This window comes from Olsenella sp. oral taxon 807 (assembly GCF_001189515.2).
GTDB lineage: Bacteria > Actinomycetota > Coriobacteriia > Coriobacteriales > Atopobiaceae > Olsenella_F.
Genome location: NZ_CP012069.2, coordinates 1,203,434 through 1,227,934 on the forward strand (window position 1 = coordinate 1,203,434; position 24,501 = coordinate 1,227,934).

Here is a 24,501-nt window from a genome sequence, read left to right on the forward strand (position 1 = left end):
TCTTGTCCTTTTGGCGTGCTCTTCGGTGGCCCATCGGTAGCATGCCCATCGCTTACTACAGCAATTGTATTGATGGACGGCACCTGCCTGACGTATGCCCTCGTGGGTGTTGGGTACACTCGCCCTCAGTTACGCTTACGCAGGTAGAATGTTGCGTTGGGTTCATGGGAGGATGGGTCCGCGCATGAGAGGGGAGATGACATGGCAAAGAGCGAGACGATGACCGAGGGTAAGCCCAAGGTAAACCGAGAGCTGCTTGAGGCAACCCTTGACGTCATTCGGCAAAGCCTTCAAGCTGACGGTGGTGACGTCGTCCTCATTAGCTGTGATGATGATGGAGTCGTGACGCTCGAGATGCAGGGTGCCTGTGCGGGGTGCCCGCTGTCATCCTACGACATGAGCGAGGGCATAGAGCGTATCTTGAGAGAGCACGTTCCTGGCGTCACGCGCGTGCAACCCGCGATGGCATGGTAGCTCATGCAGCTGCGTAGGGACTGAGAATCCGTGAGGAGGTCTCCGGCGCGCGAGGGATATCCTGTGCGTCGAGGACCTCATTGTAAGGAGTTTTCTGGGCGATGTGGCTTAACGATCTCTATCATGCCCTCAATCCGGTGGCCGTGCAGCTGGGGCCCATTGTGATTCGATGGTATGGCCTTGCCTACCTTGCAGGATTCTTACTGGGTGGTGTCGCGATCTGGCGGACGTCGCGTCGCTGGGGGCTCGATCTCACCCCAGATGACGTCATGAGCGTCGTTGTGAGCATCGCTGTTGGCATCATCGTCGGCGCACGGCTAGGCTACGTGCTCTTCTATGGAGGAGGGCACTACCTCAAAAATCCCGTCGAGATACCGATGCTCAGCGAGGGGGGTATGAGCTTCCACGGTGGGCTTGTGGGTGCCATCGTCGGCGGGTCTCTTGCCTGCTGGCGCCTGCACCTGTCCATCGCGACCATGTGCGACCTCGCAGCAACCGGCGCCCCTATCGGCCTTTTCTTTGGTCGCTGCGCGAACTTCGTGAACGGGGAGCTGTGGGGGAAGCCGACTGGTCTGCCCTGGGGCGTCATGTTCTCGGACACGGGCGGGGGGATGGTGTACCGTCATCCCTCCCAGCTCTACGAGGCCATCCTAGAGGGTCTTGTCATCTTCCTCGTCCTTACCCTCCTCTCGCGCCGTGCCCCCGCACGACCGCAGGGGACTTTCATCGGCGTCTTTCTCGTTCTGTACGGCTGCCTCCGCTTCATGGTCGAGTTCGTACGTATGCCTGACGAACAGCTCGGGTACCTTGCTGGAACCGGCTGGCTCACGATGGGGCAGTGTCTTTCGGTTCCCCTCGTGCTCTTGGGTGCAGGTATCCTCGTCATATCCCACAGAATGTGCCGCCCACAGATTGGCAGATTGGTTTGAGCTCATGCTCGTGCCTATTCTGGGGCATGAAGTTGGACCTGCTTGGATAAAGATTGTCGTTTTGTACCCCTTAGATCCTGTGGCATGCCGTAACTGCCGCCGTGACGTCTGGCCGACGGCAGGGAGGAGGGGCCGGTACCCGGTGGTATCCCCGAGGAGAGCACGGTCACCAGGACGGACCGGGAGAGCGGGGAGGGGGCCTCTGCAATGTCGAATGTCTCGCTACCGCAATCTTCCCCAGACTGTGAGGCCTGTCGTGACGCCTTCGCTTGCGCACCGTTCTAGCCTGCGCTACCCACCAGACACTCCGGAGAGCCAATAATAATAGTAATTCTCACGTTGGTGTCTTAGAACTCTGAATAGATGGTATACTCTCTGATAAGAATCTGTCTTCAGGGTAGTATATTTGTTACCCGCCTTTGAGAGATGGCCAAGACTCTGGCTCCTGATGCCAGGCGCCCTGTCTGCGCCACGGGTCAGTTCGGGCGTCTTTCTATGGAGTGTCTTTTGTGTAGCAGCTTTGGAGGTTGGAAGGTTGATGGGCACGGGCATGATACGACTCGGGCCGCTTGCGGCTCATGTTTCGTCACTGGCCCTCTTGGGATCGCTGGCCCTTACGAGTTCGTCGGCAATAATTCAGGCAGCATCCGCTCCTGCCATGGCAGGAATCGATAAGGTCGCGACCCAGGGTCAAGACGCCATGGACCTGCCGCTGCCGGTCCTCATGGGAGCGGGTGCGCTCGTGGGAGGCCTGCTTGTGAGGGTCGCCCTTCATAAATCGGGAAGTGAGGGCCATCGTGACGCTCGGTAAGGTGGTTGTGAGGCGTCTGCTGCAGAGCTGGGGCCCATCGCTGCGCGCCATCGCAGTGGTGGTTATGGCCTCGGTCCTAGCCGGCTGCGTATGGGTGATGTCGAGACATGTGCAGGGCGTTGGTTTTCTCAGTCCCTTGGAGCATGCCACCTTCGAGTCTCGTGAGGTCTCGTGCGATGATGCCCGTACGGGAGACGGCAAGACCGCAGCAGCCGTGTCGATCTCGCAGGCGGACGTGCTGGCTGCGCTCGGTTCGCTGAGCTTTGACGGCCAAGACGTTTCCCTAGCGTCTGATGGCACCTATGTGCATGTGGACGTCAACGGCATATGGGTCGAGCAGAGGTCTGCCGATGATGCCGCGACGATGGTGGACAAAACTGCCCGCCGCACGACCGCGCTGGCGACGTGGGCTAGGGGACGCCAGGCGAGTGTCCCTCAGCTAACCTTCATTGTCAGGGATGAGGCGGATGTCGTGCGCATGGTCGAAAGTGTCTCGGTCAGGAATGTGACGAGGGCGCACTCCACGCGCGAGCTCCTTGCGAGCGCCCTCGGATACCAGATCTCGTGGGATGCCTACGCGTCACTTGACAGGCCGGACTTCGAGCGTGAGTCTGGGGTCACGCCAAGGCTTCCGACCGGGAGCGCAGTGCCTATTTCGGATGCGGTCACGGAAGTCGGTAGAGGGCACCTGTTGTGAGACGGGGTGTCTGCGTGGTGCTCGTCTGTGAGCTCAACCCTCTCGGAGAGGGACGCTCGCTGTAAACGGCTCGGATAAGGCAGATTGTCAAGCGTACTGGCACCTTCTACGCGCACAAGGCCGAGGCGAGGTGGGATCCAAAGAGGGAGCAGACACGCTTCGGTAGACGCGGGTTGGTCGAATACGCCGACCCAAAGACCGGCGGGGTCGGCTGAGGGACGGCGGTACATGAGGGACGGAAGCTCACCCTAGAATTGAACTGAAGCTGGTCATGCCGACAGTGGTCCAGCAGAGAGTCTCCGTCACACCGCAGGGTTGCAGACTGCGGTTTTCCGTAACGTCTCAGCCGCAGAGTGCGCTTTTCCGTGAGGGCGCGCACGCAGAATGCGCTTTTACGTAGAGTGCGCCTTTCCTCACCTGGGCAAACGTCGGCCCACCTCACGGAAAAGCGCATTCTGCCCCCGACGGCTCACGGAAAAGCGCATTCTGTGCCCACTGCCTCACGGAAAAGCGCATTCTGTGCCCACTGCCTCACGCAAAAGCGCATTCTGTGCCCACTGCCTCACGGAAAAGCGCATTCTGTGCCCACTGCCTCACGCAAAAGCGCATTCTGCCTGTGCACCTCACCAAAAGACGCATTCTGCAGCCCACCGGTTGGGCAGAGTGCGCCTTTCCGTGAGGCCAGACTCCGAACCGAGACCTGCGAACCCCCGCGCAACCCGCCCCGCAGCCTGGCGGGGGGGTTGCTCGAGCGCATTTGCCCAGTTGAGGCATTCTCCATAGTGCCCCGCAGCCTGGCGGGGGGTTGCCCCACACCTCCCGGGCGCCGCGACGTGACGGAAAAGCGCATTCTGTCCCCGGTGCCTCACGCAAAAGCGCAGTCTGGCGACCCCGTCTCACGGAAAGGCGCAGTTTAGCTTGCCTTGGGATCACACACCGCGCCTTTCCGCGTCTCCTTAAGCCCCAGAATGTGTCTTTCCGTAACTCTCGGTTAGATTGCCGTCGGCATGACGACGCCCCGCGTCCTCCCCTCGATGTTGTCAGCAAGCTTACGCGTCGAGGGGAGACGCGGAGATGCCTGGCATGGTGTTGCGAGAGGCCAAGGTGCCGCTCACGTCAACGATGGTCTAACCGAGAGTTGTCCTATACTGAGAAAAAATGAGTTTGTCATGTCCACGCACTCCTGCTGCTGGGCGACCTGACAGCTGGTGTGCGAGTTGTGACGGCGCAGGTGTGTTGTGGCGCCAAAGATTTCGGGGGTCCCAATGGAGAAGGTCAGCGATCTCGCGAGGAGCTCAGCGACCGGCGACCGCGTTCCGGACATCGTAATCATCACGGGAATGTCGGGAAGCGGGCGCACGCAGGCCATGCACGTCTTCGAGGACATGGGCTACTACTGCATCGACAACCTGCCACCTCGCCTGATCTTGGACCTCGCCATGGTCGTGGGCATCAACTCCGGCATCGGACGCCACCTCGCCGTCATCTGCGACCTCAGGAGCCAAGGTCTTTTCGATGAGATGCCTGACGCCCTCGCTGCCCTTGACGAGCATGAGCTCAGCTACAAGATCGTCTTCCTTGATGCTTCTGATGAAGTCCTCATGCGCCGCTATGACGAGACTCGCCGCCGCCATCCGCTTGCGGGTCTATCCGAGGCGACCTCCTCGTCCATCCAACGCGAGCGCAGGCAGCTTAGGGGAGTCCGTGACCATGCCGACCTCGTCATCGATACGAGCCGACTGCGCACGTCGGCCCTGCGTACTCGTATTCGCCATGCCTTCTCCGAGCTGACCGACCAGCAGCTTCTGAACATCCAGGTCTTCTCCTTTGGCTTCAAGCACGGCATGCCCACTGACGCCGACCTCATGATCGACGTGCGCTTCCTGCCCAACCCATTCTACGACCCCGCGATGCGCGCGCTCACGGGCAATGACGAGACCGTGCGGGACTTCGTGCTGGGCAATGACGTGACAAAGGACTTCATGAAGGCCTGGGAGCGCCTGCTCGATGTTGTGATGCCTGGCTACGTTGCCGAGGGCAAGTCACAGCTCTCCATTGCTGTGGGTTGCACGGGCGGGCAGCATCGCTCGGTGGCCATCGCAAACGCGACGGCGGACTACCTTAAGGGACAGGGTTATCGCACCGTCACGTCCCACCGTGACCTTGAGTTGGCAAGGGGGTAGGGAAGAGTGTCGTTTACCGCCCGGGTAAAGGATGAGCTCTCGCGCATAGATGGTTCCTGCGACGAGTGCGCCTACGTCGAGCTCTCGGCCATCATGCGCATCTGTGGGACCCTGTCTCTCCAGGGCGATGGCACGTACTTCATGCGCATGTCCACCGAGAGGGGCGCGGTCGCGCGCGTCATGATCAAGCTCATTCACGGGCTCTTTGGCCTCGATACGCCTATGAACATGCGACGCACGAACTTGCAGAAAACCAGAAACTATCTCATCGATATTCCCGACCAGGGCAGGCTCGAGGGAGTTCTCTCTCGCTTGGGTATCATCGTGCCGGGTCACGGTCAACAGACGGGGATTCCTGTCCAACTCATGTCCAGACGCTGCTGCCGGCAGGCGTTCGTGCGCGGTGCCTTCATGGCGGGGGGCTTTATCGCCGACCCCACGCGCGATTTCCACCTCGAGATTGCCCTCACGGAGGAGGGGCTTGCACAAGGCATCGCGGACCTTCTCGTCCCCTTTGGCATCGATGCCCGCATCAACCATAGGCGTGGCTCCTCGGTTCTCTATATCAAGAGCTTCGATGAGATCGTCTCGTTGCTACGTCTGATGGGGGCTGAGCTCTCTGTGCGAACCGTCGAGAGCGCCCGGCGGATGAAGTCGCTCAAAAACGAAGTCAATCGTCGCGTCAACGCCGAGCTTGCGAACCAGGCCCGTTCGATTGGTGCTGCAGCTGACCAGCTTAGGCTCATTGAAGACGCCGAGCGTCTCGTGGGGTTCAGAAACCTGCCCAACGCTCTCAAGGAGTTCTGCCTCACGCGCAGACGCAATCCCACCATCTCCCTGGCCCAGCTGGGCAGGCTCTTTGACCCACCCGCATCGAAGTCCGCGATGTACCATCGCGCACTCAGACTCGAGCGTCTCGTGGACGAGGCACTTGACGAGACACACTCCCAAACGCGTGGCGACGTCCGGCCTGGCGACCTCTCGCGCCCCTGACGCGACCCTTCGCAGACGATTATCCCTTTTTGCGTGCGAAGTGGCGAAACTGTGCCCAAAAAAGGTGTAGACTATAGGACAGCAAAGTGCATGGCCAGTCAGGGGACAGGCCCCTCGATGGTCTCACGAAAGGAGATAGTATGGCAGTCAAGGTTGCTATTAACGGCTTCGGCCGCATCGGTCGTCTGGCGTTCCGTCAGATGTTCTCGCATGAGGGCACCGACATCGTCGCCATCAACGACCTCACCTCCCCCGAGATGCTCGCGTACCTCCTGAAGTACGACTCCACTCAGGGCAACTACGCACGCAATCACAAGGTCGAGGCCGGCGAGGACAACATCGTCGTCGACGGCAAGAAGATCACCATCTACAAGGAGGCAGACGCCAACAAGCTGCCGTGGGGCAAGCTCGGCGTCGACGTCGTCCTCGAGTGCACCGGCTTCTACACTTCCAAGGCAAAGGCGCAGGCCCATGTCAACGCCGGAGCCAAGAAGGTCGTCATCTCCGCCCCTGCTGGCAATGACCTGCCCACCATCGTCTATAACGTCAACCACGAGATACTGACCGCCGATGACAACATCATCTCGGCGGCCTCCTGCACCACCAACTGCCTGGCCCCGATGGCCAAGGGCCTCAACGACTTCGCCCCCATCGTCTCGGGCATCATGACCACCATCCATGCCTTCACCGGTGACCAGATGGTCCTCGACGGCCCGCAGCGTAAGGGCAACTTCCGTCGTTCCCGCGCGGCCTCCGAGAACATCGTCCCCAACTCCACCGGTGCCGCCAAGGCCATCGGCCTTGTTCTTCCCGAGCTCAACGGCAAGCTGATCGGTGCCGCCCAGCGCGTTCCCACGCCCACCGGCTCCATCACCAACCTCTATGCCGTCGTCGACAAGAAGGTCAGCGTCGATGAGATCAACGCCGCGATGAAGGCTTACGCTGCGTCCATCCCCGAGACCTATGCCTACAATGAGGACCAGATCGTTTCTCGCGACATCGTCGGCGAGACCCACGGCTCCATCTTCGACGCCACCCAGACCATGGCCCAGGATCTTGGCGATGGCAAGAGCCTCGTTCAAGTCACCTCGTGGTATGACAACGAGAACTCCTACACCTCCCAGATGGTTCGCACCATCAAGTACTTCGAGAAGTTCGTTGCCTAGGCAGCGCCTTTCTGCCAGGTAGGGGAGGGGTGCGGTCGCAGGTCCTATGGCCTGGGGCCGTGCCCCTCCTTCGTGCTACGCGCGCTTTGCAGCTCACGAGTCAGAAGGAGACAACATGGCATTTACCAAGAAGACCGTTCGTGACGTCGACGTCGACGGCAAGCGCGTCCTCGTGCGAGTCGACTTCAACGTGCCCCTGAAGGATGGCGTCGTCACCGACGACACACGTGTTCGTGCGGCCATCCCCACCATCACGTACCTCAAGGAGCACAACGCGGCAATCATCCTGATGAGCCACCTCGGCCGTCCCAAGGGTGATGGCCTCGAGCCCGAGCTCTCACTCAAGCCTGCGGCGGACAAGCTCGCCGAGCTCACGGGTTACGACGTCAAGTTCGTCGATGACACCTATGGCGAGAAGGCTGAGGCTGCCGTGAAGGCCCTGAAGCCCGGCGAGATTCTCGTCCTCGAGAATGTCCGCTTCCTTAAGGCCGAGAAGAAGAACGACCCCGAGGTTGCCAAGAAGCTCGCCTCCTACGGAGACATCTTTGTCCTTGACGCCTTTGGCACCGCCCACCGTGCTCAAGGTTCCGTCGTGGGTCCGGCAGCCTACATCCCCGCCGTCGCGGGCTTCCTGCTCGAGAAGGAGGTCGACACCCTCACGGGCATCTTCGCGGATCCTGCGCGTCCCTTCGTCGCCATCGTCGGCGGCTCCAAGGTCTCCAGCAAGATCGGCGTCCTCGATCACCTCATTGACTCCGCTGACACCCTGATCATCGGCGGTGGCATGGCCTACACCTTCTTCCTGGCCCAAGGCCACAGCGTCGGTAGCTCTCTCAAGGAGGAGGATTGGGTCGAGCGCGCGGGCGAGATGCTCAAGAAGGCTAAGGCAAAGGGCTGCAAGATCCTGCTGCCCATAGATAACGTCGTTGCGGATCACTTTGGCGAGGATGCCACCGGCGAGGTCGTGGACTCCGACAACATCCCCGATGACCGCATGGGCATGGACATTGGCCCCAAGACCATCGAGCTGTATTGCGACGCCGTCAAGGGCGCTAAGACCGTTTTTTGGAACGGCCCCATGGGCGTCTTCGAGATCGACCAGTTCGCGAAGGGCACCGAGGCCGTCGCCCGTGCGATTGCGGACTCTGATTGCACGTCCATCATCGGCGGCGGCGACTCCGTCGCGGCCATCAACAAGTTTGGCCTGGCCAGCAAGATGAGCTGGATCTCCACCGGCGGTGGGGCGTCCATGGAGCTCGTCGAGGGCAAGGCCCTCCCCGGAGTGGAGGCGCTTCTCGATGCGTAAGAGGATGATTGCCGGCAACTGGAAGATGAACGAGACCTTTACCGAGGGCGTCGTCCTCGCGCAGGGGCTTGCCAAGGAGCTTGCGGGCGGCACAGGCGACGTGGACGTCGTCATCTGCCCGCCCGCCGTGGACCTTAAGGGCGTCTCCGAGGTCATCGAGCAGGAGGGTGCCCCCTTCGCCCTCGGTGCACAGAATGTGTACTGGGAGGAGAAAGGTGCCTACACGGGCGAGACCGCCCCTGAAATGCTCTCCAACGTGGGCGCCACCTACTGCATCATCGGTCACTCTGAGCGTCGTGGCTACTTTGGCGAGACCGACGAGGACATCAATAAGAAGGCCAAGGCGCTCATGGCCCATGGCATCGTGCCCATCAGCTGCTGTGGCGAGTCGCTCGAGGTTCGTGAGGCTGGCAAACAGGTGGAGTTCGTGGTCGACCAGATCAAGAAGGACACCGCAGGCCTTACGATCGATGACCCCTCCAAGTACGTGATCGCCTACGAGCCCATCTGGGCCATCGGCACCGGTAAGACCGCGACGGCCGATGACGCCCAAGAGGTCTGCGGCGCCATCCGGGCGACGCTGACCGAGATCTTCGGGAAGGCGACCGCAGACGGCATACGCGTGCTGTATGGCGGCTCTGCCAAGCCTGACAACGTGGCAGGCTTCCTTACGAAGGAGGACGTCGACGGGGCGCTCGTCGGCGGCGCGTCGCTTAAGGCCGACTCCTTCGCGGCCATGGTCAAGGCGGCCATGTAGGAAGGCTAGCTGCGGCGTTGTAAGCTCACTGGCAGATGTTTGATGGCGCGGGCGGGCACAGGGCCTGCCCGCGCTTTTTTGCACCAGCGCCTCACAGAAAGGTGCGCTCTGTAGCGATCGTAATAGGCGGCTTTTCGGGGGTTTGTGTGGGTTGACGCCTCGGCGAAGACGCCAAGCTAGCGGCGGCGCCACTCGCGCGACCCTCGGGGCACAACAGTGTACACGAATGCCCCCAGAACGGCGAAAATGGGCTCTCGGCGCAACCACCGCTCGCATGCAGAGAGTGCAGAGTGCGCCCTTTGGTGAGGCCCACACGCAAAGTGCGCTTTTCCGTGACGCCGCGGCGCCCGGGAGGTGTGGGGCAACCCCCCCGCCAGGCTGCGGGGCACTATGGAGAATGCCTCAACTGGGCAAATGCGCTCGAGCAACCCCCCCCGCCAGGCTGCGGGGCGGGTTGCGCGAGGGTTCGCAGATCTCGGCTTGGAGTCTGGCCTCACGGAAAGGTGCGCTCTGCCCAACCGGTGGGCTTCAGAGTGCGCCTTTCCGTGAGGGCCCGCGCGCAGAATGCGCTTTTCCGTAGAGTGCGCTTTTCCTCACCTGCGCAAACGTGGAGCCACCTCACGCAAAGGCGCATTCTGCGCAGACGGCCTCACGCAAAAGCGCATTCTGCACCCGCCACCTCACGGAAAGGCGCACTCCGCGCAACCGCTCGCATGCAGAGTGCGCCCTTTGGTGAGGCCCACACGCAGAATGCGCTTTTCCGTCACGTCGCGGCGCCCGGGAGGTGTGGGGCAACCCCCCCGCCAGGCTGCGGGGCACTATGGAGAATGCCTCAACTGGGCAAATGCACTCGAGCAACCCCCCGCCAGGCTGCGGGGCGGGTTGCGCGAGGGTCCGCAGGTCTCGGCTTGGAGTCTGGCCTCACGGAAAGGTGCACTCTGCCCAACCGGTGGGCTTCAGACTGCGCCTTTCCGTGAGGGCCCGCGCGCAGAATGCGCTTTTCCGTAGAGTGCGCTTTTCCTCGCCTGCGCAAACGTGGAGCCACCTCACGCAAAGGCGCATTCTGTGCAGACGGCCTCACGCAAAAGCGCAGTCTGCACCCGCCACCTCACGGAAAGGCGCACTCCGCGCGACCGCTCGCATGCAGAGTGCGCCCTTTGGTGAGGCCCACACGCAGAATGCGCTTTTCCGTCACGTCGCGGCGCCCGGGAGGTGTGGGGCAACCCCCCCGCCAGGCTGCGGGGCACTATGGAGAATGGCCCAACTGGGCAAATGCGCTCGAGCAACCCCCCGCCAGGCTGCGGGGTGGGTTGCGCGGGGGTTCGCAGATCTCGGCTTGGAGTCTGGCCTCACGGAAAGGTGCACTCTGCCCAACCGGTGGGCTTCAGAATGCGCTTTTCCGTGACCCCGGCCTTCCAGAATGCGCCTTTCCGTAAAGTGCGCTTTTCCTCGCCTGCGCAAACGTGGAGCCACCTCACGCAAAGGCGCATTCTGCGCAGAAGGTCTCACGCAAAAGCGCAGTCTGCACCCGCCACCTCACGGAAAGGAGCACTCCGCGCGACCGCCCGCATGCAGAGGCAAGGTACAGGTTGCCGTGTAAAAGGGGAGCAAGCAGACGCCCCGGCGCATTTCTGTGCTAAGGTATTCCCTATGCAAAATGCGGGGTGGCGACGCATGATTGTCGCTACCCTCCCGTCAAAGGAGTCTGGGTGGGTATTCTCAATACTGTCGTGCTCGTCATCATGTTCATCTCCGCGCTGCTCACGATCATCCTCGTCCTCATGCACTCGGGCAAGGGAACCGGTGTCTCCGACATGATCGCCGCCTCGCTCTACAATGCGAGTGCCGGCTCGGGCATCCTCGAGCGCAACCTCGACCGTCTGACCATCATCACCTCGGTCAGCTTTGTGATCTGTCTTCTCATCCTCGCCATCACCTTCCCAAACGGAAGCATAGCGGGCGTGTGAGGGGTCCGCACGGCCAAATTGCATGGAGTGCTGCAGTAGTAGTAAAATAGATTGTTGTCTGTAAAGCATCTGTCCTGTCGCGGTGACCCTGCGCACTCTCGTGTGCGCTTCCTGTGAGGAGCGTCTATGGTGCGGTTCGTGTTGTACATAGCCAAGAGGATCCTGCTCTACGTCGCGATGATCTTCGTAGCGACGTCGCTCACGTACTTCTTGGCGTCGGCCTTCATGAGTCCTCGCTCCAACTATGAGTCGCGTACCCCGCGACCTCCTCAGGAGTCTATCGAGAAGTCGCTCAATGACGCCAACCTCAATGACAAGACGCCCATCTTGGAGCGATACGCGATCTGGCTCACCCGTGTCACGACCAGGTTCGACTGGGGGTTGACACCGACCGGAGACTCGGTGAACCGGGAGATCTCCTCGCGTGTGATGGCGTCCATCGAGCTCATGACGCTCTCGACCATCATCTCCATCGTCGTGGGCGTGGGCCTTGGCGTCTACACGGCACAGCGACAGTACCAGCTGCCCGATCGCGTCTGGAGCGGCATCGCCTCGGTGTTCATGGTCATCCCGACGGTCGTTTTGGCCATCCTCGTCGTGTTCTTTGCGATCGAGATAAACATGGCGACGGGTTACCGAATCTTCTACGTTACGGGTCTCTCGAGCTACGATGGCGAGAACGTCCTGCTTGCGCTCGTCGACTTCCTGCAGCACATATTCCTGCCCACCGTGGTGCTCACGATCATCAGTGCCGTGGGCTACCACCTCACCCAGCGCACCTACCTTTTGGACGAGATGCACGCAGACTACGTGCGCACCGCTCGTGCAAAGGGTCTCACCCGCAAGCAGGCGATACGCAGGCATGCCCTACGCGCGTCGCTCATCCCGACGGCTGTGAGCGTCGCCTTCTCGATCGCGGGCATCTTCACCGGTGCCGTCATGACCGAGAAGATCTTTGCCATCCACGGCTTGGGCGAGTACTTTGTCAACTGTATCAACGGCAACAACGTTCACGGGGCGGTTGCGGTCGCCGCCTTCTCGGGCGCCTGTACGCTGGTGGGAGCCCTGCTCGCGGACCTCTTTGCCGCAGCCATCGACCCCCGCATCAAGATGATGGGCTAAGGGAGGGTGTGATGTCAAAGGAAGACGGACAGAGCGGGTCGAGCGTCACTGTGCCACCCAAGGATGGCGGGACTTCCGGCCAAGACGTTGGCGAGGACAAGAGGGTCCTCACCAACGCGGAACTCGAGCTTGAGGCGGATGCCCGTGGCGGCTCCGGAGGCGAGGTGAGACGCATCGGCTACTTCGCGCTACTGGTCAGGCGCTTCGTGCGCCAGAGGAGCGCGATGGTCGGTCTGGGCATCCTGCTCGCGCTCATCCTCTTGGCCATCGTGGGTCCCCTGATCGCGCCGTTCGACTACACGGATCCCGACTTCACGGCACTCAACGTGGCGCCAAACTCGGTGCATTGGTTTGGTACCGACGGGGGTGGCTTCGACCTCTTCGCAAGCGTCGTGCATGGCCTTGGCCGCTCGCTCACCATTGGCATCATCTATGCCATCGCGACGACGATCATCGCGGCAATCATCGGTACGGCGATCGCCTACTCTCGGGGTATCGTTGAGAAGGTCGGCATGTGGTTTCTCGACATGCTGCTTGTCATCCCAAGCTTTTTGCTTGTAGCCATGATAGTGCGCAGCTCGAGCGGGGCCACGGGCTGGGTCGTGCTCATCGTCGGGCTTGCAGCCTTCGGCTGGATAGGCTACGCTCGCACGCTTCGCACCGTAGCGCTGTCGCTGCGCGAGCGCGACTACGTGCGCGCAGCCAGGTACATGGGCGTCTCGCCCTTCAAGACCATCCTGCGCCACCTGATTCCCAACCTGGGTTCCATCCTCATCATTGACGCCGTCCTCAGTGTCATCGCGGGCATTAACTCCGAGACGGCATACAGCTTCCTCGGTCTGGGCATCAAGGCGCCCGACACCTCCCTCGGTTACCTGCTGAGCCAGGGTTCCTCCGCGATGCTCTCGTCCCCGTGGGTCATTCTCATCCCATCTGTCGTCCTTATCGTCCTCTGCGTGAGCATGCAGATGATCGGCGATGGGCTGCGCGATGCCCTTGACCCGTACTCCCGCGCCACGGGCTCGGTCGAGGATGATGAGGGCGAGCAGGACGAGAAGGACGGCGTGGCTGGCATCCCAGAGGGGCACGATCTTCTGACCAAGCCACGAGCCTAACAATTCCAAGGCAGCTTCCCACGTAGATCCGACAGTAACGGAGAGGACATGGCCGACAAGGCACAGGACAGCAAGACCAGCACCTCCAGCGCCTCCAGCGAGGCGACCCAGGCAGAGGGGGCATCATGGGTCCTCAAGGACGAGACTCTCGCAAATGAGCTCCTTGAGGGCAATGGCCCCAAGGGGGTGCCCACGGGCGACCCCATCATGAGCGTGCGTAACCTCAAAGTCTCGTTCAACACGGAGGCGGGTAGGGTCGATGCCGTCCGCAGCGTCAACTTCGACCTATGGCGCGGCCGCACGCTTGGCATCGTGGGTGAGTCGGGCTCGGGCAAGTCTGTCACCGCGCTTTCCCTCATCGGACTTCTGGATGACAACGCGCATGTGACGGGTTCTGTGAAGTTCGCTGGGGAGGAGCTCATTGGCAAGACTGACGAGGAGATGGCGAACTTTCGCGGCAAGTCCATCTCGATGGTCTTCCAGGATCCGCTGTCCGCGCTCACTCCCATGTTTTCCATAGGCGACCAGCTCGCTGAGGCGCTACTCATCCACAACCCCACCATGGGCAAGAGCGAGGTGCGCGAGCGCTGCGTCGAGCTACTTCGCACGGTTGGCATCACGAAACCCGAGGAGCGCCTTGATGCCTACCCGCATGAGTTCTCGGGTGGCATGCGCCAGCGTGTGGTCATCGCCATCGCCATCGCGAACGATCCCGACGTCATCATCGCGGACGAGCCGACGACCGCGCTTGACGTGACAATCCAGGCCCAGATACTGGACGTTCTCGCCGTCGCCCAGAAGGAGACGGGCGCAGCCGTCGTGCTCATCACACACGACCTTGGCGTCATCGCAGGAACCGTCGATGACGTTATGGTCATGTACGCCGGCAGGGCCGTGGAGCGCGCGAGCATCGACTCGCTCTTTGAGCGTCCCTCGCATCCCTATACGATGGGCCTCCTCGGCGCCGTGCCTAAGCCGCACGTGGCCGCCGAGCATCGCCTTGTACCCATCAGGGGCAACCCTCCCTCACTCGCTGCCATCCCGTCGGGCTGCCCCTTCTCGCCCCGCTGCCCGATGGCCATTGACGTCTGCCACAAGACAGAGCCGCTCCTCGAGGCCTTTGACGCAACTGAGGGTCATCTCGTGAGCTGTCACAGGCTTGACACGATACGCGAGCGGCATCTCAGCTTCCAGGAGGTCTACCCCGCACTCGAGCCCCTGCCCGCCAAGTGGGCGGAGGTGCCCCGCGACCAGCGGCCTGTCGTGCTTGAGGTCAAGGACCTCGTGAAGACCTTCCCCATACAGGGCAAGGGCCTGATACGCAGGAACAGGGGCACCATGACCGCCGTCGACCACGCCTCGTTCACGATCCACGAGGGCGAGACACTTGCCCTGGTCGGCGAGTCCGGTTCCGGCAAGTCGACGACGCTCATGCAGATCATGGACCTCGTGAAGCCGGAGAGCGGCAGCATCTCGGTCCTTGGCACGGACGTCGCCTCGCTCAGGAACAACCGCGAGCGTCGCGCGCTCAGGCGTGACATGCAGATCATCTTCCAGGATCCCATGAGCTCGCTTGATCCACGCATGCCCATCTACGACGTGCTCGCCGAGCCGATGAGGGCACAGAGGATGTCGTCCAAGGACATCAACAGCCGCATCGGCGAGCTGATGCACCTCGTGGGCATCAATCCCGACTACGTCGACCGCTTTCCTCCCCAGTTCTCGGGAGGCCAGCGCCAGCGCATCGCCATCGCCCGCGCTCTGGCCACACGCCCCAAGATCCTGTTGCTCGACGAGCCCATCGCCTCCCTGGACGTCTCGATCCAGGCAGGCATCATAAACCTGCTCGAGGACCTGCAGGTGCAGCTCAAGGTCTCGTACCTGTTTGTCGCCCACGACCTCGCGGTCATCAGGCACATCTCTGACAGTGTCGCCGTCATGCACCTGGGAAGGATAGTCGACCAGGGCGACACCGAGGAGGTGTTCTCTAACCCCCAGGATCCCTATACCAAGGCCCTGCTCTCTGCTATCCCGATTCCCGATCCCAAGGTGGAACGGACGCGCGAGCGGCTCGTCTACCAGGATGGTGCCCTCATTCCCGCGAAGTCACTGCTTCCCACCCTGGACAAGAGCTAACGTAACCGACTGTCACATGCTGCGAGCGTGCCGCAGGTCCTCTGCGCACACGGTCCTCGGCTCATCCCATGAACATGGAGGAACATATATGGACAAGCACGAGTTTCCCAGCTTCGAGAGGCGTGAGGAGGTCCCTGAGCGCTACCGGTGGGACACTACCAGACTGTTTGAGAACGATGAGGCCTTCGTGTGTGCGCTTTCGGAGGCCAAGGACCTTGAGGAGGAGTATGAGATCTGGGAGCCGACGGCCATGAGTTCTGGCGCGGGGCTTCTCGGCTACCTGCGCTTCGACGACGACGCCACGCTCGAGCTCGAGCGCCTCTTTAACTACGTCTCTCGCCGTGCCGACGAGGACACGCGCGTGGGCAAATACCAGGACCTGAAGGCCCAGCTGCGCGCACTCATCGCCCGCGTCGGTGCGGCGTCCGCCTGGTTTGTCCCCAGGCTTTTGGCACTCTCTGACGAGACGCTCGACGGGTGGTATGCGGACACGCCCGGCCTTAACCTCTATCGCCGCGCCATCGACAGGATGCGCGCCCTCAAAGACCATGTCCTTACCCCTTCCGAGGAGGCGCTCCTCGCCCAGGCGAGCGAGATGGCCGCCCAGCCCGAGGCCATCTTCTCCATGCTCAACGATGCCGACATGAGCTTCGAGGATGCGGTGGACTCAAAGGGTCACAGTCATGCGGTCACGCACGGCAGCTACTTCCCGCTCATGCAAAGTGGTGACCGGTCGCTTCGCGAGAGCGCCTACCACAGCATCTATGGCGCCTATGGCAGGATCAAGAACACGAGCGCCGCCCTTCTCGGCTCTCAGACAAAGCAGCTGCAGTTCTTCGCACGCGCACGTCGCTACGCCGACACGCTCGAGGCTGCGCTCGCACCCACAGAGGTACCCGTCTCGGTGTACCAGGGCCTCATCGATGCCGTCCATAAAAACGTCTCCGCCCTACACCGCTACATGGAGCTGCGTCGTCGCGTGCTGGGGCTCGACGCGCTGCGCTATTGGGACCTCTATGTGCCCCTCACCAAGGAGGATGACAGGCGCTACAGCTTCGACGAGGCCTGCGACCTCATGCTCAGGGCCCTGGCGCCCCTTGGCGAGGACTATCTGGGCGTCGTGCGCCGCGCCATCGACGAGCGCTGGTATGACGTGTACGAGACGCCGGGCAAGGCGAGCGGCGCGTACTCCTCGGGCGGACGCGGGCTGACGCCGCTCATCCTGCTCAACTACCAGGGCACGCTAGACGACATCTTCACGCTCGTCCACGAGACCGGCCACTCCCTGCACACCCACCTCGCAAGTGAGGCGCAGCCTGGCCGCTACGCGCAGTACGAGATGTTCGTGGCGGAGGTCGCCTCCACGACCAACGAGTGCCTGCTTCTGCGCTACCTTTTGGACAACGCCCAAGATACAGCCGAGCGTGCGCACCTTTTGAACCACCTCTGTGAGCAGTTCAGGGGCACGCTCTTTCGTCAGACGCTCTTCGCGGAGTTCGAGCGCGATGTCAACAAGGCGAGCGCCAGGGGGGAGGGTATGGGCGCCGATGCGCTCTCTGAGCGCTACGCGCAGCTCAACGAGCTCTATTATGGGTCTGCCGTCACGCTCGACGACGAGATAGCGCATGAGTGGGAGCGCATCCCCCACTTCTACTACAACTACTACGTCTACGTCTATGCCACGAGCTTTGCCGCCGCAGTCGCGCTCTCAAAGCGCATACTCACCGGTGACGCGACAGCCCGCGATCGCTATCTCGCCTTCCTTTCGGGTGGTAGCTCAAAGCCGCCCATCGAGCTGCTTGCCGGCGCCGGAGTCGACATGGCCTCGGGGGCGGTCGTGGACGAGGCGCTCGACACGTTCTCGCAGACGGTGGACGAGCTGGAGGGACTGCTCTAGGGCCTGTCGCCGACGCGCGGCGGACCTGAAAGGACAGGTGGGCTTGTGCGTGGGCTCACAGTTCCTGTATCATATAAGACTGGTTTGTGACCGACAGTCCCAAGGAAAGGAAACGAATGGCATACTCAGTCTCTCGTAGGACGTTTCTGGGAGTTGCTGGAGGAGCTGCCGCCGCGCTGGCAGGCCTCGGGCTTGCGGGATGCGCGAAGGAGGGCGGCTCTGGCGGTGCTGGCTCAGCCACCGGCGCCTCGCCTCAAAACGGCGTCCCCGCGACCACACCCCTCAACCAGCTGCCGCTTCCCGAGAAGGGCAAGACCTACAACAATCCCAAGAGTCGCGATCAGATCAAGGACGGCGGTACCGCGACGTTCCCCGTGGCTGAGGTGGGTCCCGACTTCAACTACTTCAGCGTCAATGGCAGCACCGTCTATATAAAGTGGTTCTGGCTCTGCTACAACTCGGCGGTAGTTCCCTTCCGCTGCAATGCCACGGCCAGCAAGTTTGAGCCCGATCCCAATTTCATCGATTCCTCCTCCGTCAAGGAGGTCGATGGCAAGGAGGTCGTGACCATCAACATCGCCGAGAAGGCAACCTTCAACGATGGCACGCCCATAGACTGGCGTGCGGTCGAGGCCGCGTGGACGGTCAACAATGGCAAGAATTCGGATTACACCCCCGCATCCACCGATGGGTGGAGTCAGGTGGAGAGTGTTACCAAGGGCGATAATGACAAGCAGGCTATCATCACCTTCTCTCAGCCCTACTACCCGTATGAGGCCTTGGTCGGCTTTTTGCATCCCAGCGCCGCCACTCCCGAGGTCTTCAACAATGGCTGGAAGATGAACCCCCACAACGAGTGGGGCTGTGGCCCCTTTGTCGTGGACTCCGTAGATGAGGCCCAGATCACCTTCAAGCGCAACCCCAAGTGGTGGGGCGACGTGGCCAAGCTCGAGTCGATCACCTTCAAGCAGATGGAGGCCCAGGCCGAGTTCAATGCCTTCAAGAACGGCGAGATCGACGCCACCGAGCTTGGCCAGCAAGGCACGGGCGAGATGCTCTCGAACTTCCAGGGCATGGATAAGGTCGAGATCCGGCGCTCTGACAGCAAGTCCATCACCTGCCTGGAGGTCAACACCACCCGTGACGTCCTCGTGGATATCGAGGTGCGCAAGGCCTTCATGCAGTGCATCAACACCGAGACCATCCTAGGCATCGTGTACCAGGGCGTGAACTGGAAGGAGGATCGCCTGAGTTCCCTCAGCATCTTGCCGTGGATGGACGGTTACGAGGACAACCTGCCTCAGGATGTCTCGGCCAACGCCACCGCCGATGCCCAGATTGCGGCGGCAAAGAAGACCCTCGAGGACGCCGGCTACGAGCTAGGTTCGGATGGCTACTATGCCAAGGAGGGCAAGCAGGTGGCCTTTGGCTTCACGACCATTGGCGACTCTAACGTCACCAAGAACCGTGCCGCCGCCATCCAGAAGATGGCCAAGGATGCCGGAATGAACATCACGATCGATAACAAGCCCAGCTCCGACTTCTCCAAGACGCTTGTCGGCGGTCAATGGGACGTCTTCCTCCTTGGCTGGAGCGTCAGCAGTGCCACGTACAACAACGGTGGCCAGCTCTTTGGCAGCACGTCTGAGTCCAACTTCACGCATGCGGGCAGCAAGGAGCTTGACGCCAAGTTCCTTGCCGTCACGGGCATTGAGGACCATGCCAAGCAGATGAAGGCCTTCAACGAGGCCGAGAAGGAGGCCCTGAAGTCCTATGCCTTCATCCCCCTGTACAGTGGCGCGGACGTCATCGTCTGCAAGAAGGGGCTTGCCAACTGGGGTCCGGCCCTGCTGCTGGATATCGTTGCCGAAAACGTAGGCTGGGAGAAGGAGTAGTCGCCTCTGCCTCAACGGTCCTTTGGGGCCGTGACAGGTTGAAGGGAGCCTTCGGGCTCCCTTCTTGGTCTTTGGCGTAGCATGTTCCGGGCGTCAGCGGTGTTACGGTCTTGTTCAGAACAACTCTTTCTGGAGTATTTCTCCTATACTCTGACCATATGTGTACGCGCCTGACATTTGGAGGAGACCATGGCACACACCCTCTCACGCCGCAACTTCCTCGGCATCGCAGGAGGGACCGCTGCGCTGGCGGGCCTCGGGCTTGCCGCCTGCGCTGGCCCCACTACGGGAGGCCCGGCCGGCGTCGAGCCCCAGAACGGTACGCCTGCGACCACCGACCTGTCTAGGCTGCCGCTTCCCGAGCGAGGCAAGACCTACAACAATCCCAAGGGTCGTGATGAGGTTAGAGACGGCGGCACCCTGGTCCTTCCGGCAGGTGAGGTAGGTCCTAACTGGAACTACCTCAGCGTCGAGGGTAACACGTCGGAAATGAGTACTTTCTGGTCGTACTACATGCCAACGGTGCTCACCATGGTGGACGCCACGGCCTCCAGCATCAGTCCCAATCCCGACTTCGTCACCAGCATCGAGTCAAGTGAGGAGAGCGGCAGGCAGGTCATCACCTATACCCTCAACGACGCGGCACGTTTCAATGACGGTACGCCACTCGACTGGCGCGCCGTCCAAGCCGCCTGGCAGATCCTCAGCGGCAAGGATGGCTCGTTTGCGCCGGCGGCCACCGACGGCTGGGACAAGATGGTGAGTGTTGAGCCAGGAGCGAGCGACAAGCAAGCGATCATCACCCTCTCCGAGCCCGTCTACCCGGCGGAGATGCTCGTGAACGTCCTCGTGCACCCCGCCGCCGTCAACGCCGACACCTTCGCCAATGGCTGGAACTCCAACCCCCACAGCGAGTGGGGGGCGGGTCCCTACACCATCGACTCCGTCAATGACATGCAGGTCACCTTCGTTCCCAACCCCACGTGGTGGGGCGAGCGCGCCAAACTCGACTCCATCACCTACAAGCAGATGGACGCCCAGGCCCTCTTTAACGCGTTCAAGAACGGCGAGATCGATGCGACGGGATCGAGCTCGTCTGGCTCTGCCGAGATGCTCTCCAATTTCAGCTCCATGGCCGATGCCGAGGTCCGTCGCGGTGACGGACTCTCCCTCGTGTGCATCGAGGTCAACAGCACCCGTGAGGGCCTATCCGACAGAGCGGTGCGCAAGGCCTTCTGCCAGTGCCTGGATGCCGCAACGCTGCGTGACATCGTCTTTCAGGGCGTCAACTGGAAGGAGGAGACCCCAGGCTCCATCCTCATCCCGGCATGGCGGGACGGCTACGAAAACAACATGCCGGCCGACGTGACGGGCCTCACATCGGCGGATGACAAGATCGCCGCCGCGAAGAGGACCCTCGAGGACGCAGGCTACAGCTTGGACGCGAACGGCCACTACGCCAAGGACGGTCGAGGCGTGGAGTTCAACCTCGTCGTCTTTGGCGACTCCAACGTCACCAAGAACCGCGCCGCCGCCATCCAGAAGATGGCTAAGGACGCCGGCATCAAGCTCGAGCTGCAGAACAAGGCCGCCTCCGAGTTCTCCTCGACGCTCACCGGCGGCGAATGGGACACGATCCTGACGAGCTGGGGCTTTGTGGTGACCGCAATGTGGTACGGCAAGATGATCTTTGGCTCACACTCCGTGTCAAACTATACGCAGTGGGGCACGCCCGAGCTCGACGCCGAATTCGATCGTATCAACTCCATCAAGGATAGCGCAGACCAGCTCAAGGCCTACAACGCCGCAGAGAAGAAGGCCCTGGAGTCCTACTGCTTCATCCCGCTCTACGCAGGTCCCGACGTGGTCGTCACCAAGAAGGGGCTCGCCAACTTTGGCCCTGCCCTCTTCCAGACCGTTCTGCCGCAGGATGTCGGGTGGGAGAAGACAGCGTCGTAGCTCGTTCCCTGGGCGAGCGTAGATCGGTCACCCTAGCTACGAAGGTTGCCGTTTGGTAAAAGTCGAGGGGAAAAGGTATGTGATCCATCTGCCCTCATGTAAAATTCCCATGTATTGCGCTGTCATCGCTCGGCGGTGAGGCGTAGCCGGCGTTGTCAGCAACAGGATAAACAGGAGGAACGTATGGCTCATGATCACGCGCTCAGTCGTCGCGGATTCGTCGCGGGAGGGCTCGCGGCAAGCGCGCTTGCCGCCCTCGCCGGTTGCGGAAAGAAGAGCGGCAGCTCAGGTGGTGCGGGTGCCTCTGGGACGGCCGCAGGTGGTACCCTCAAGTACTACATCAACAATCCCGTCGCCATCGATCCCTACAACACTCAGGAGGATCAGGGTACGCAAGTCGAGCACATCCTCTTCGACGCACTGACCGACTACGACTGGGACAAGGAGAAGGTCGTGGGTAAGGCGGCCGAGAGCTGGGAGGCCAATGGTGACAACACCGTCTTCACCTTCCATCTGATGAAGGGCGCTAAGTTCCATAATGGGGACAGCGTGGATGCCGCCTCCTTCAAACGTGGCTGGGAGCGTATCGTCAACCCCAAGATGGCTACCCCGTCAGAGATCAACTACCATCTGTCGCCGGTCAAGGGCTATGATGAGTTCCTTGCGGGGAGTGCGACCGAGCTCACGGGGCTCAGGGCCGTTGACGAGAGCACCTTCGAGGTGACCCTCAAGTCGCCCATGGCCGACTTCCCGACCGTCTGCTCGCATCCCGCGCTTGCGCCCGTGCCCCAGGCCGCCCTCGATGACCCCGACTCCTTCCTCGTCGCTCCCATTGGCAACGGTCCCTTCAAGATGGATGGCAAGTGGGTTGCCGACCAGTACATCAACGTCGTGCGCTTCGATGACTACTATGGCACCAAGGCACGGCTCGATGGCATCAACTTCTCCATCCAGAAGGACCCCGACACCGCGTTTCGCGAGTTCGAGGCTGGTAACCTCGATATGGCGATGATTCCCACCGGTCGCTTCAACGAGAGCATCGAGAAGTACGGCAAGTCCGACGACGGCTACACGGTGACGCCTGACCACCAGGTTCTGACCGGTGCCGAGCTCTCTGTCTACTATCTTGCCATCAACGTCGAGAAGATGCCCAACAAGACGCTGCGCCACGCCATCTCGCTGGCCATCAACCGCCAGAGCATCTGTGATACCCTCTTCGAGGGCACGCGCATCCCAGCGGACAATGTCATTCCCAAGGTCTTGGACCTTGGCCAGAGCAACGCCTGGGCCGACTGTAAGTACGACAAGGACGCGGCCAAGAAGCTCATCGACGAGAACAACTTGGCTGGTACGGAGGTTGTCCTCTCCTATAACTCGGGTGGCGGCCATGAGGACATCATGTCCATGGTCCAGAGTGACCTTCAGGCCGTTGGCCTGAAGGTCACGCAGGAGTCGCAGGAGTGGGCCTCCTACCTCCAGAAGCTCAAGGGTGGCGACTACACGATGGGCCGCTTGGGCTGGATAGCTGACTATCCGACGCTCGACAACATGCTCTATCCCAACTTCTACAGCACTGCCGACAACAACTACTCCAAGTACAACAATCCCAAGGTTGACAAGGGCATCGATGAGGCTCGCCAGGTTGCCGACGAGGAGCAGCGCAAGGCAAGGTTCCGCGAGGTGAACCAGCTCATCGGCGAGGACATGCCCATCGTCCCCCTGATGTTCTATGCCCACAACTGGGTCGGTGGCAAGAGGGTTGCGAGCCTGTATCTGGATCCCCAGACCAAGGCCGAGCTCGCGACGGCGACGCTCAAGGCGTAGGTTGCAGCGTCTGATGTACGTACGTTTGTCTCAAGGGTGGGCATCAGAGGCGATGCCCTCCCTTTGCGTTTGGCCCCTTTTGCCCCGAGGCCATCGGGATGACTTGCCAGGGACGCTCAGAAGGACAGTGGTACTCTTGGAAACCCTGCCTGATGTCACGGGAAGGCAAATGGGAGGGACGTCGCAACTTTGGCGGACGGGTCTGCTCGAGGGGGAAGCTCTACATGGGTAGATACATCGTAAAGCGCGTTCTGCAGTTCATCCCAGTCTTTCTGGGCGTTACGCTCATCCTGTTTTTGCTGCAAAATGTCGTTCCAGGAGATCCCATCAAGCTGATGGCGGGCGAGAAGAGGCTCGATCCGGTGACCGAGGACAACCTGCGTGCCACCTACCACCTCATCGAGACCGATGCTGACGGCAGCATCGTTCGTGACGAAGCCGGAAACACCATCGAGACGCCGCTGTGGAAGCGCTACACACTCTATGTGACGGGGCTGTTCCATGGGGACTTGGGTGTCTCGTATCAGCAGTCCGGCAAAGCCGTCTCGCAGATCCTCGCCGAGAAGTACCCCTACACCATCAGGTTAGCGGCTGTGGCCATAGTGATAGAGGCGCTCATAGGCATACTTGCGGGCATGGTGTCGGCGATACGACGCTACTCGTTCTGGGACGTTCTCGTGACGCTCTCGACGTCTATCCTCGTCGCCATGCCCGCGTTCTGGCTGGGCATGCTCTTGCAGCTCTTCTTTGGCATCATCTTAAAGGATGCGACGGGCGAGGCGTTCTACCTCCCCATCTCTGGTGCGGGTGGGCCGCACGCAGAGTTCGACAGCGGCATGTACTACATCCTGCCCGCCATCACGCTGGCTTCGGTCTCGACGGCCTACACGGCACGCATCATGCGTTCGCAGCTGCTTGAGGTCATGAACCAGGACTACATCCGCACGGCTCGTGCGAAGGGTCTTTCGCGCCGCGCGACCATCCTGCACCATGCCCTCAAAAACGCGCTCATCCCGGTCGTCACCTACATTGGCATAGACTTCGGTGCCATGCTCGCTGGCGCGATCCTGACCGAGACGGTCTTTAACTGGCCAGGTGTCGGCTACGAGACCTATCGCGCCATCACCCAGCGTGACTGGCCCATCGTACTCGGATCGGTGACGGTGATCGTCCTGGTGGTCATGGTCATCAATCTCATCGTTGACATCAGCTACGCCTTCCTTGATCCCCGTATCAGGTATGGCGGTCCCAAGAGCCAGGGCTAGGGGGT

18 protein-coding genes are annotated in these 24,501 nt (G+C 61.4%); all 18 read left to right on the forward strand.

Features of this window, described 5'->3' with window-relative positions; translation table 11 throughout:
* Positions 1–201: 201 nt before the first annotated feature.
* Positions 202–474, forward strand: a complete 273-nt coding sequence (locus ADJ70_RS05105) for a NifU family protein (RefSeq protein WP_253273240.1) — start codon at positions 202–204, stop codon at positions 472–474.
* Between the two features lie 101 nt (positions 475–575).
* Positions 576–1,403: a prolipoprotein diacylglyceryl transferase gene (gene lgt / locus ADJ70_RS05110; RefSeq protein WP_050344081.1), complete on the forward strand. Its 828-nt coding sequence runs from the start codon at positions 576–578 to the stop codon at positions 1,401–1,403.
* A 550-nt stretch (positions 1,404–1,953) separates the two neighbouring features.
* Positions 1,954–2,214 (forward strand): hypothetical protein, encoded by a 261-nt coding sequence (locus ADJ70_RS14930; RefSeq protein WP_172674451.1) that lies wholly within the window; start codon positions 1,954–1,956, stop codon positions 2,212–2,214.
* Entirely contained in the window at positions 2,201–2,911 is a 711-nt protein-coding gene (locus tag ADJ70_RS05120) for a hypothetical protein (RefSeq protein ID WP_050344085.1), read from the forward strand. The genes ADJ70_RS14930 and ADJ70_RS05120 overlap by 14 nt, the downstream gene beginning before the upstream one ends.
* A gap of 1,265 nt (positions 2,912–4,176) precedes the next feature.
* On the forward strand, positions 4,177–5,094 hold the full coding sequence (rapZ, locus tag ADJ70_RS05125; protein WP_050344086.1) for an RNase adapter RapZ: 918 nt from the start codon (positions 4,177–4,179) through the stop codon (positions 5,092–5,094).
* A 6-nt stretch (positions 5,095–5,100) separates the two neighbouring features.
* The gene (whiA, locus tag ADJ70_RS05130) at positions 5,101–6,087 is read left to right on the forward strand and encodes a DNA-binding protein WhiA (RefSeq protein ID WP_050344087.1); all 987 of its coding nucleotides are present in this window, start codon (positions 5,101–5,103) and stop codon (positions 6,085–6,087) included.
* A gap of 140 nt (positions 6,088–6,227) precedes the next feature.
* Positions 6,228–7,253, forward strand: a complete 1,026-nt coding sequence (gap, locus tag ADJ70_RS05135; protein ID WP_050344088.1) for a type I glyceraldehyde-3-phosphate dehydrogenase — start codon at positions 6,228–6,230, stop codon at positions 7,251–7,253.
* A gap of 115 nt (positions 7,254–7,368) precedes the next feature.
* Positions 7,369–8,559, forward strand: a complete 1,191-nt coding sequence (gene pgk / locus ADJ70_RS05140; protein WP_050344090.1) for a phosphoglycerate kinase — start codon at positions 7,369–7,371, stop codon at positions 8,557–8,559.
* Positions 8,552–9,316, forward strand: coding sequence for a triose-phosphate isomerase (gene tpiA, locus ADJ70_RS05145; protein ID WP_050344093.1), 765 nt, complete (start codon positions 8,552–8,554; stop codon positions 9,314–9,316). The genes pgk and tpiA overlap by 8 nt, the downstream gene beginning before the upstream one ends.
* A 1,709-nt stretch (positions 9,317–11,025) precedes the next feature.
* Positions 11,026–11,283 (forward strand): preprotein translocase subunit SecG, encoded by a 258-nt coding sequence (gene secG / locus ADJ70_RS05150; protein WP_083443830.1) that lies wholly within the window; start codon positions 11,026–11,028, stop codon positions 11,281–11,283.
* A 126-nt stretch (positions 11,284–11,409) separates the two neighbouring features.
* Positions 11,410–12,405, forward strand: coding sequence for an ABC transporter permease (locus ADJ70_RS05155; RefSeq protein ID WP_050344094.1), 996 nt, complete (start codon positions 11,410–11,412; stop codon positions 12,403–12,405).
* 11 nt (positions 12,406–12,416) lie between these two features.
* Positions 12,417–13,520, forward strand: a complete 1,104-nt coding sequence (locus ADJ70_RS05160) for an ABC transporter permease (protein ID WP_083443831.1) — start codon at positions 12,417–12,419, stop codon at positions 13,518–13,520.
* 48 nt (positions 13,521–13,568) lie between these two features.
* The gene (locus tag ADJ70_RS05165) at positions 13,569–15,656 is read left to right on the forward strand and encodes an ABC transporter ATP-binding protein (RefSeq protein WP_050344095.1); all 2,088 of its coding nucleotides are present in this window, start codon (positions 13,569–13,571) and stop codon (positions 15,654–15,656) included.
* Positions 15,657–15,744: 88 nt separating this feature from the next.
* The gene (gene pepF, locus ADJ70_RS05170; protein ID WP_050344097.1) at positions 15,745–17,553 is read left to right on the forward strand and encodes an oligoendopeptidase F; all 1,809 of its coding nucleotides are present in this window, start codon (positions 15,745–15,747) and stop codon (positions 17,551–17,553) included.
* Positions 17,554–17,669: 116 nt separating this feature from the next.
* Positions 17,670–19,448 carry an ABC transporter family substrate-binding protein gene (locus tag ADJ70_RS05175; RefSeq protein ID WP_050344099.1) on the forward strand — a complete coding sequence of 593 codons (1,779 nt, stop codon included), beginning with the start codon at positions 17,670–17,672 and terminating at the stop codon, positions 19,446–19,448.
* A 189-nt stretch (positions 19,449–19,637) separates the two neighbouring features.
* The gene (locus ADJ70_RS05180; RefSeq protein WP_050344102.1) at positions 19,638–21,407 is read left to right on the forward strand and encodes an ABC transporter family substrate-binding protein; all 1,770 of its coding nucleotides are present in this window, start codon (positions 19,638–19,640) and stop codon (positions 21,405–21,407) included.
* Positions 21,408–21,590: 183 nt separating this feature from the next.
* Positions 21,591–23,231 carry an ABC transporter substrate-binding protein gene (locus ADJ70_RS05185; protein ID WP_050344105.1) on the forward strand — a complete coding sequence of 547 codons (1,641 nt, stop codon included), beginning with the start codon at positions 21,591–21,593 and terminating at the stop codon, positions 23,229–23,231.
* 224 nt (positions 23,232–23,455) lie between these two features.
* Positions 23,456–24,496 (forward strand): ABC transporter permease, encoded by a 1,041-nt coding sequence (locus ADJ70_RS05190; RefSeq protein ID WP_050344794.1) that lies wholly within the window; start codon positions 23,456–23,458, stop codon positions 24,494–24,496.
* Positions 24,497–24,501: the final 5 nt, after the last annotated feature.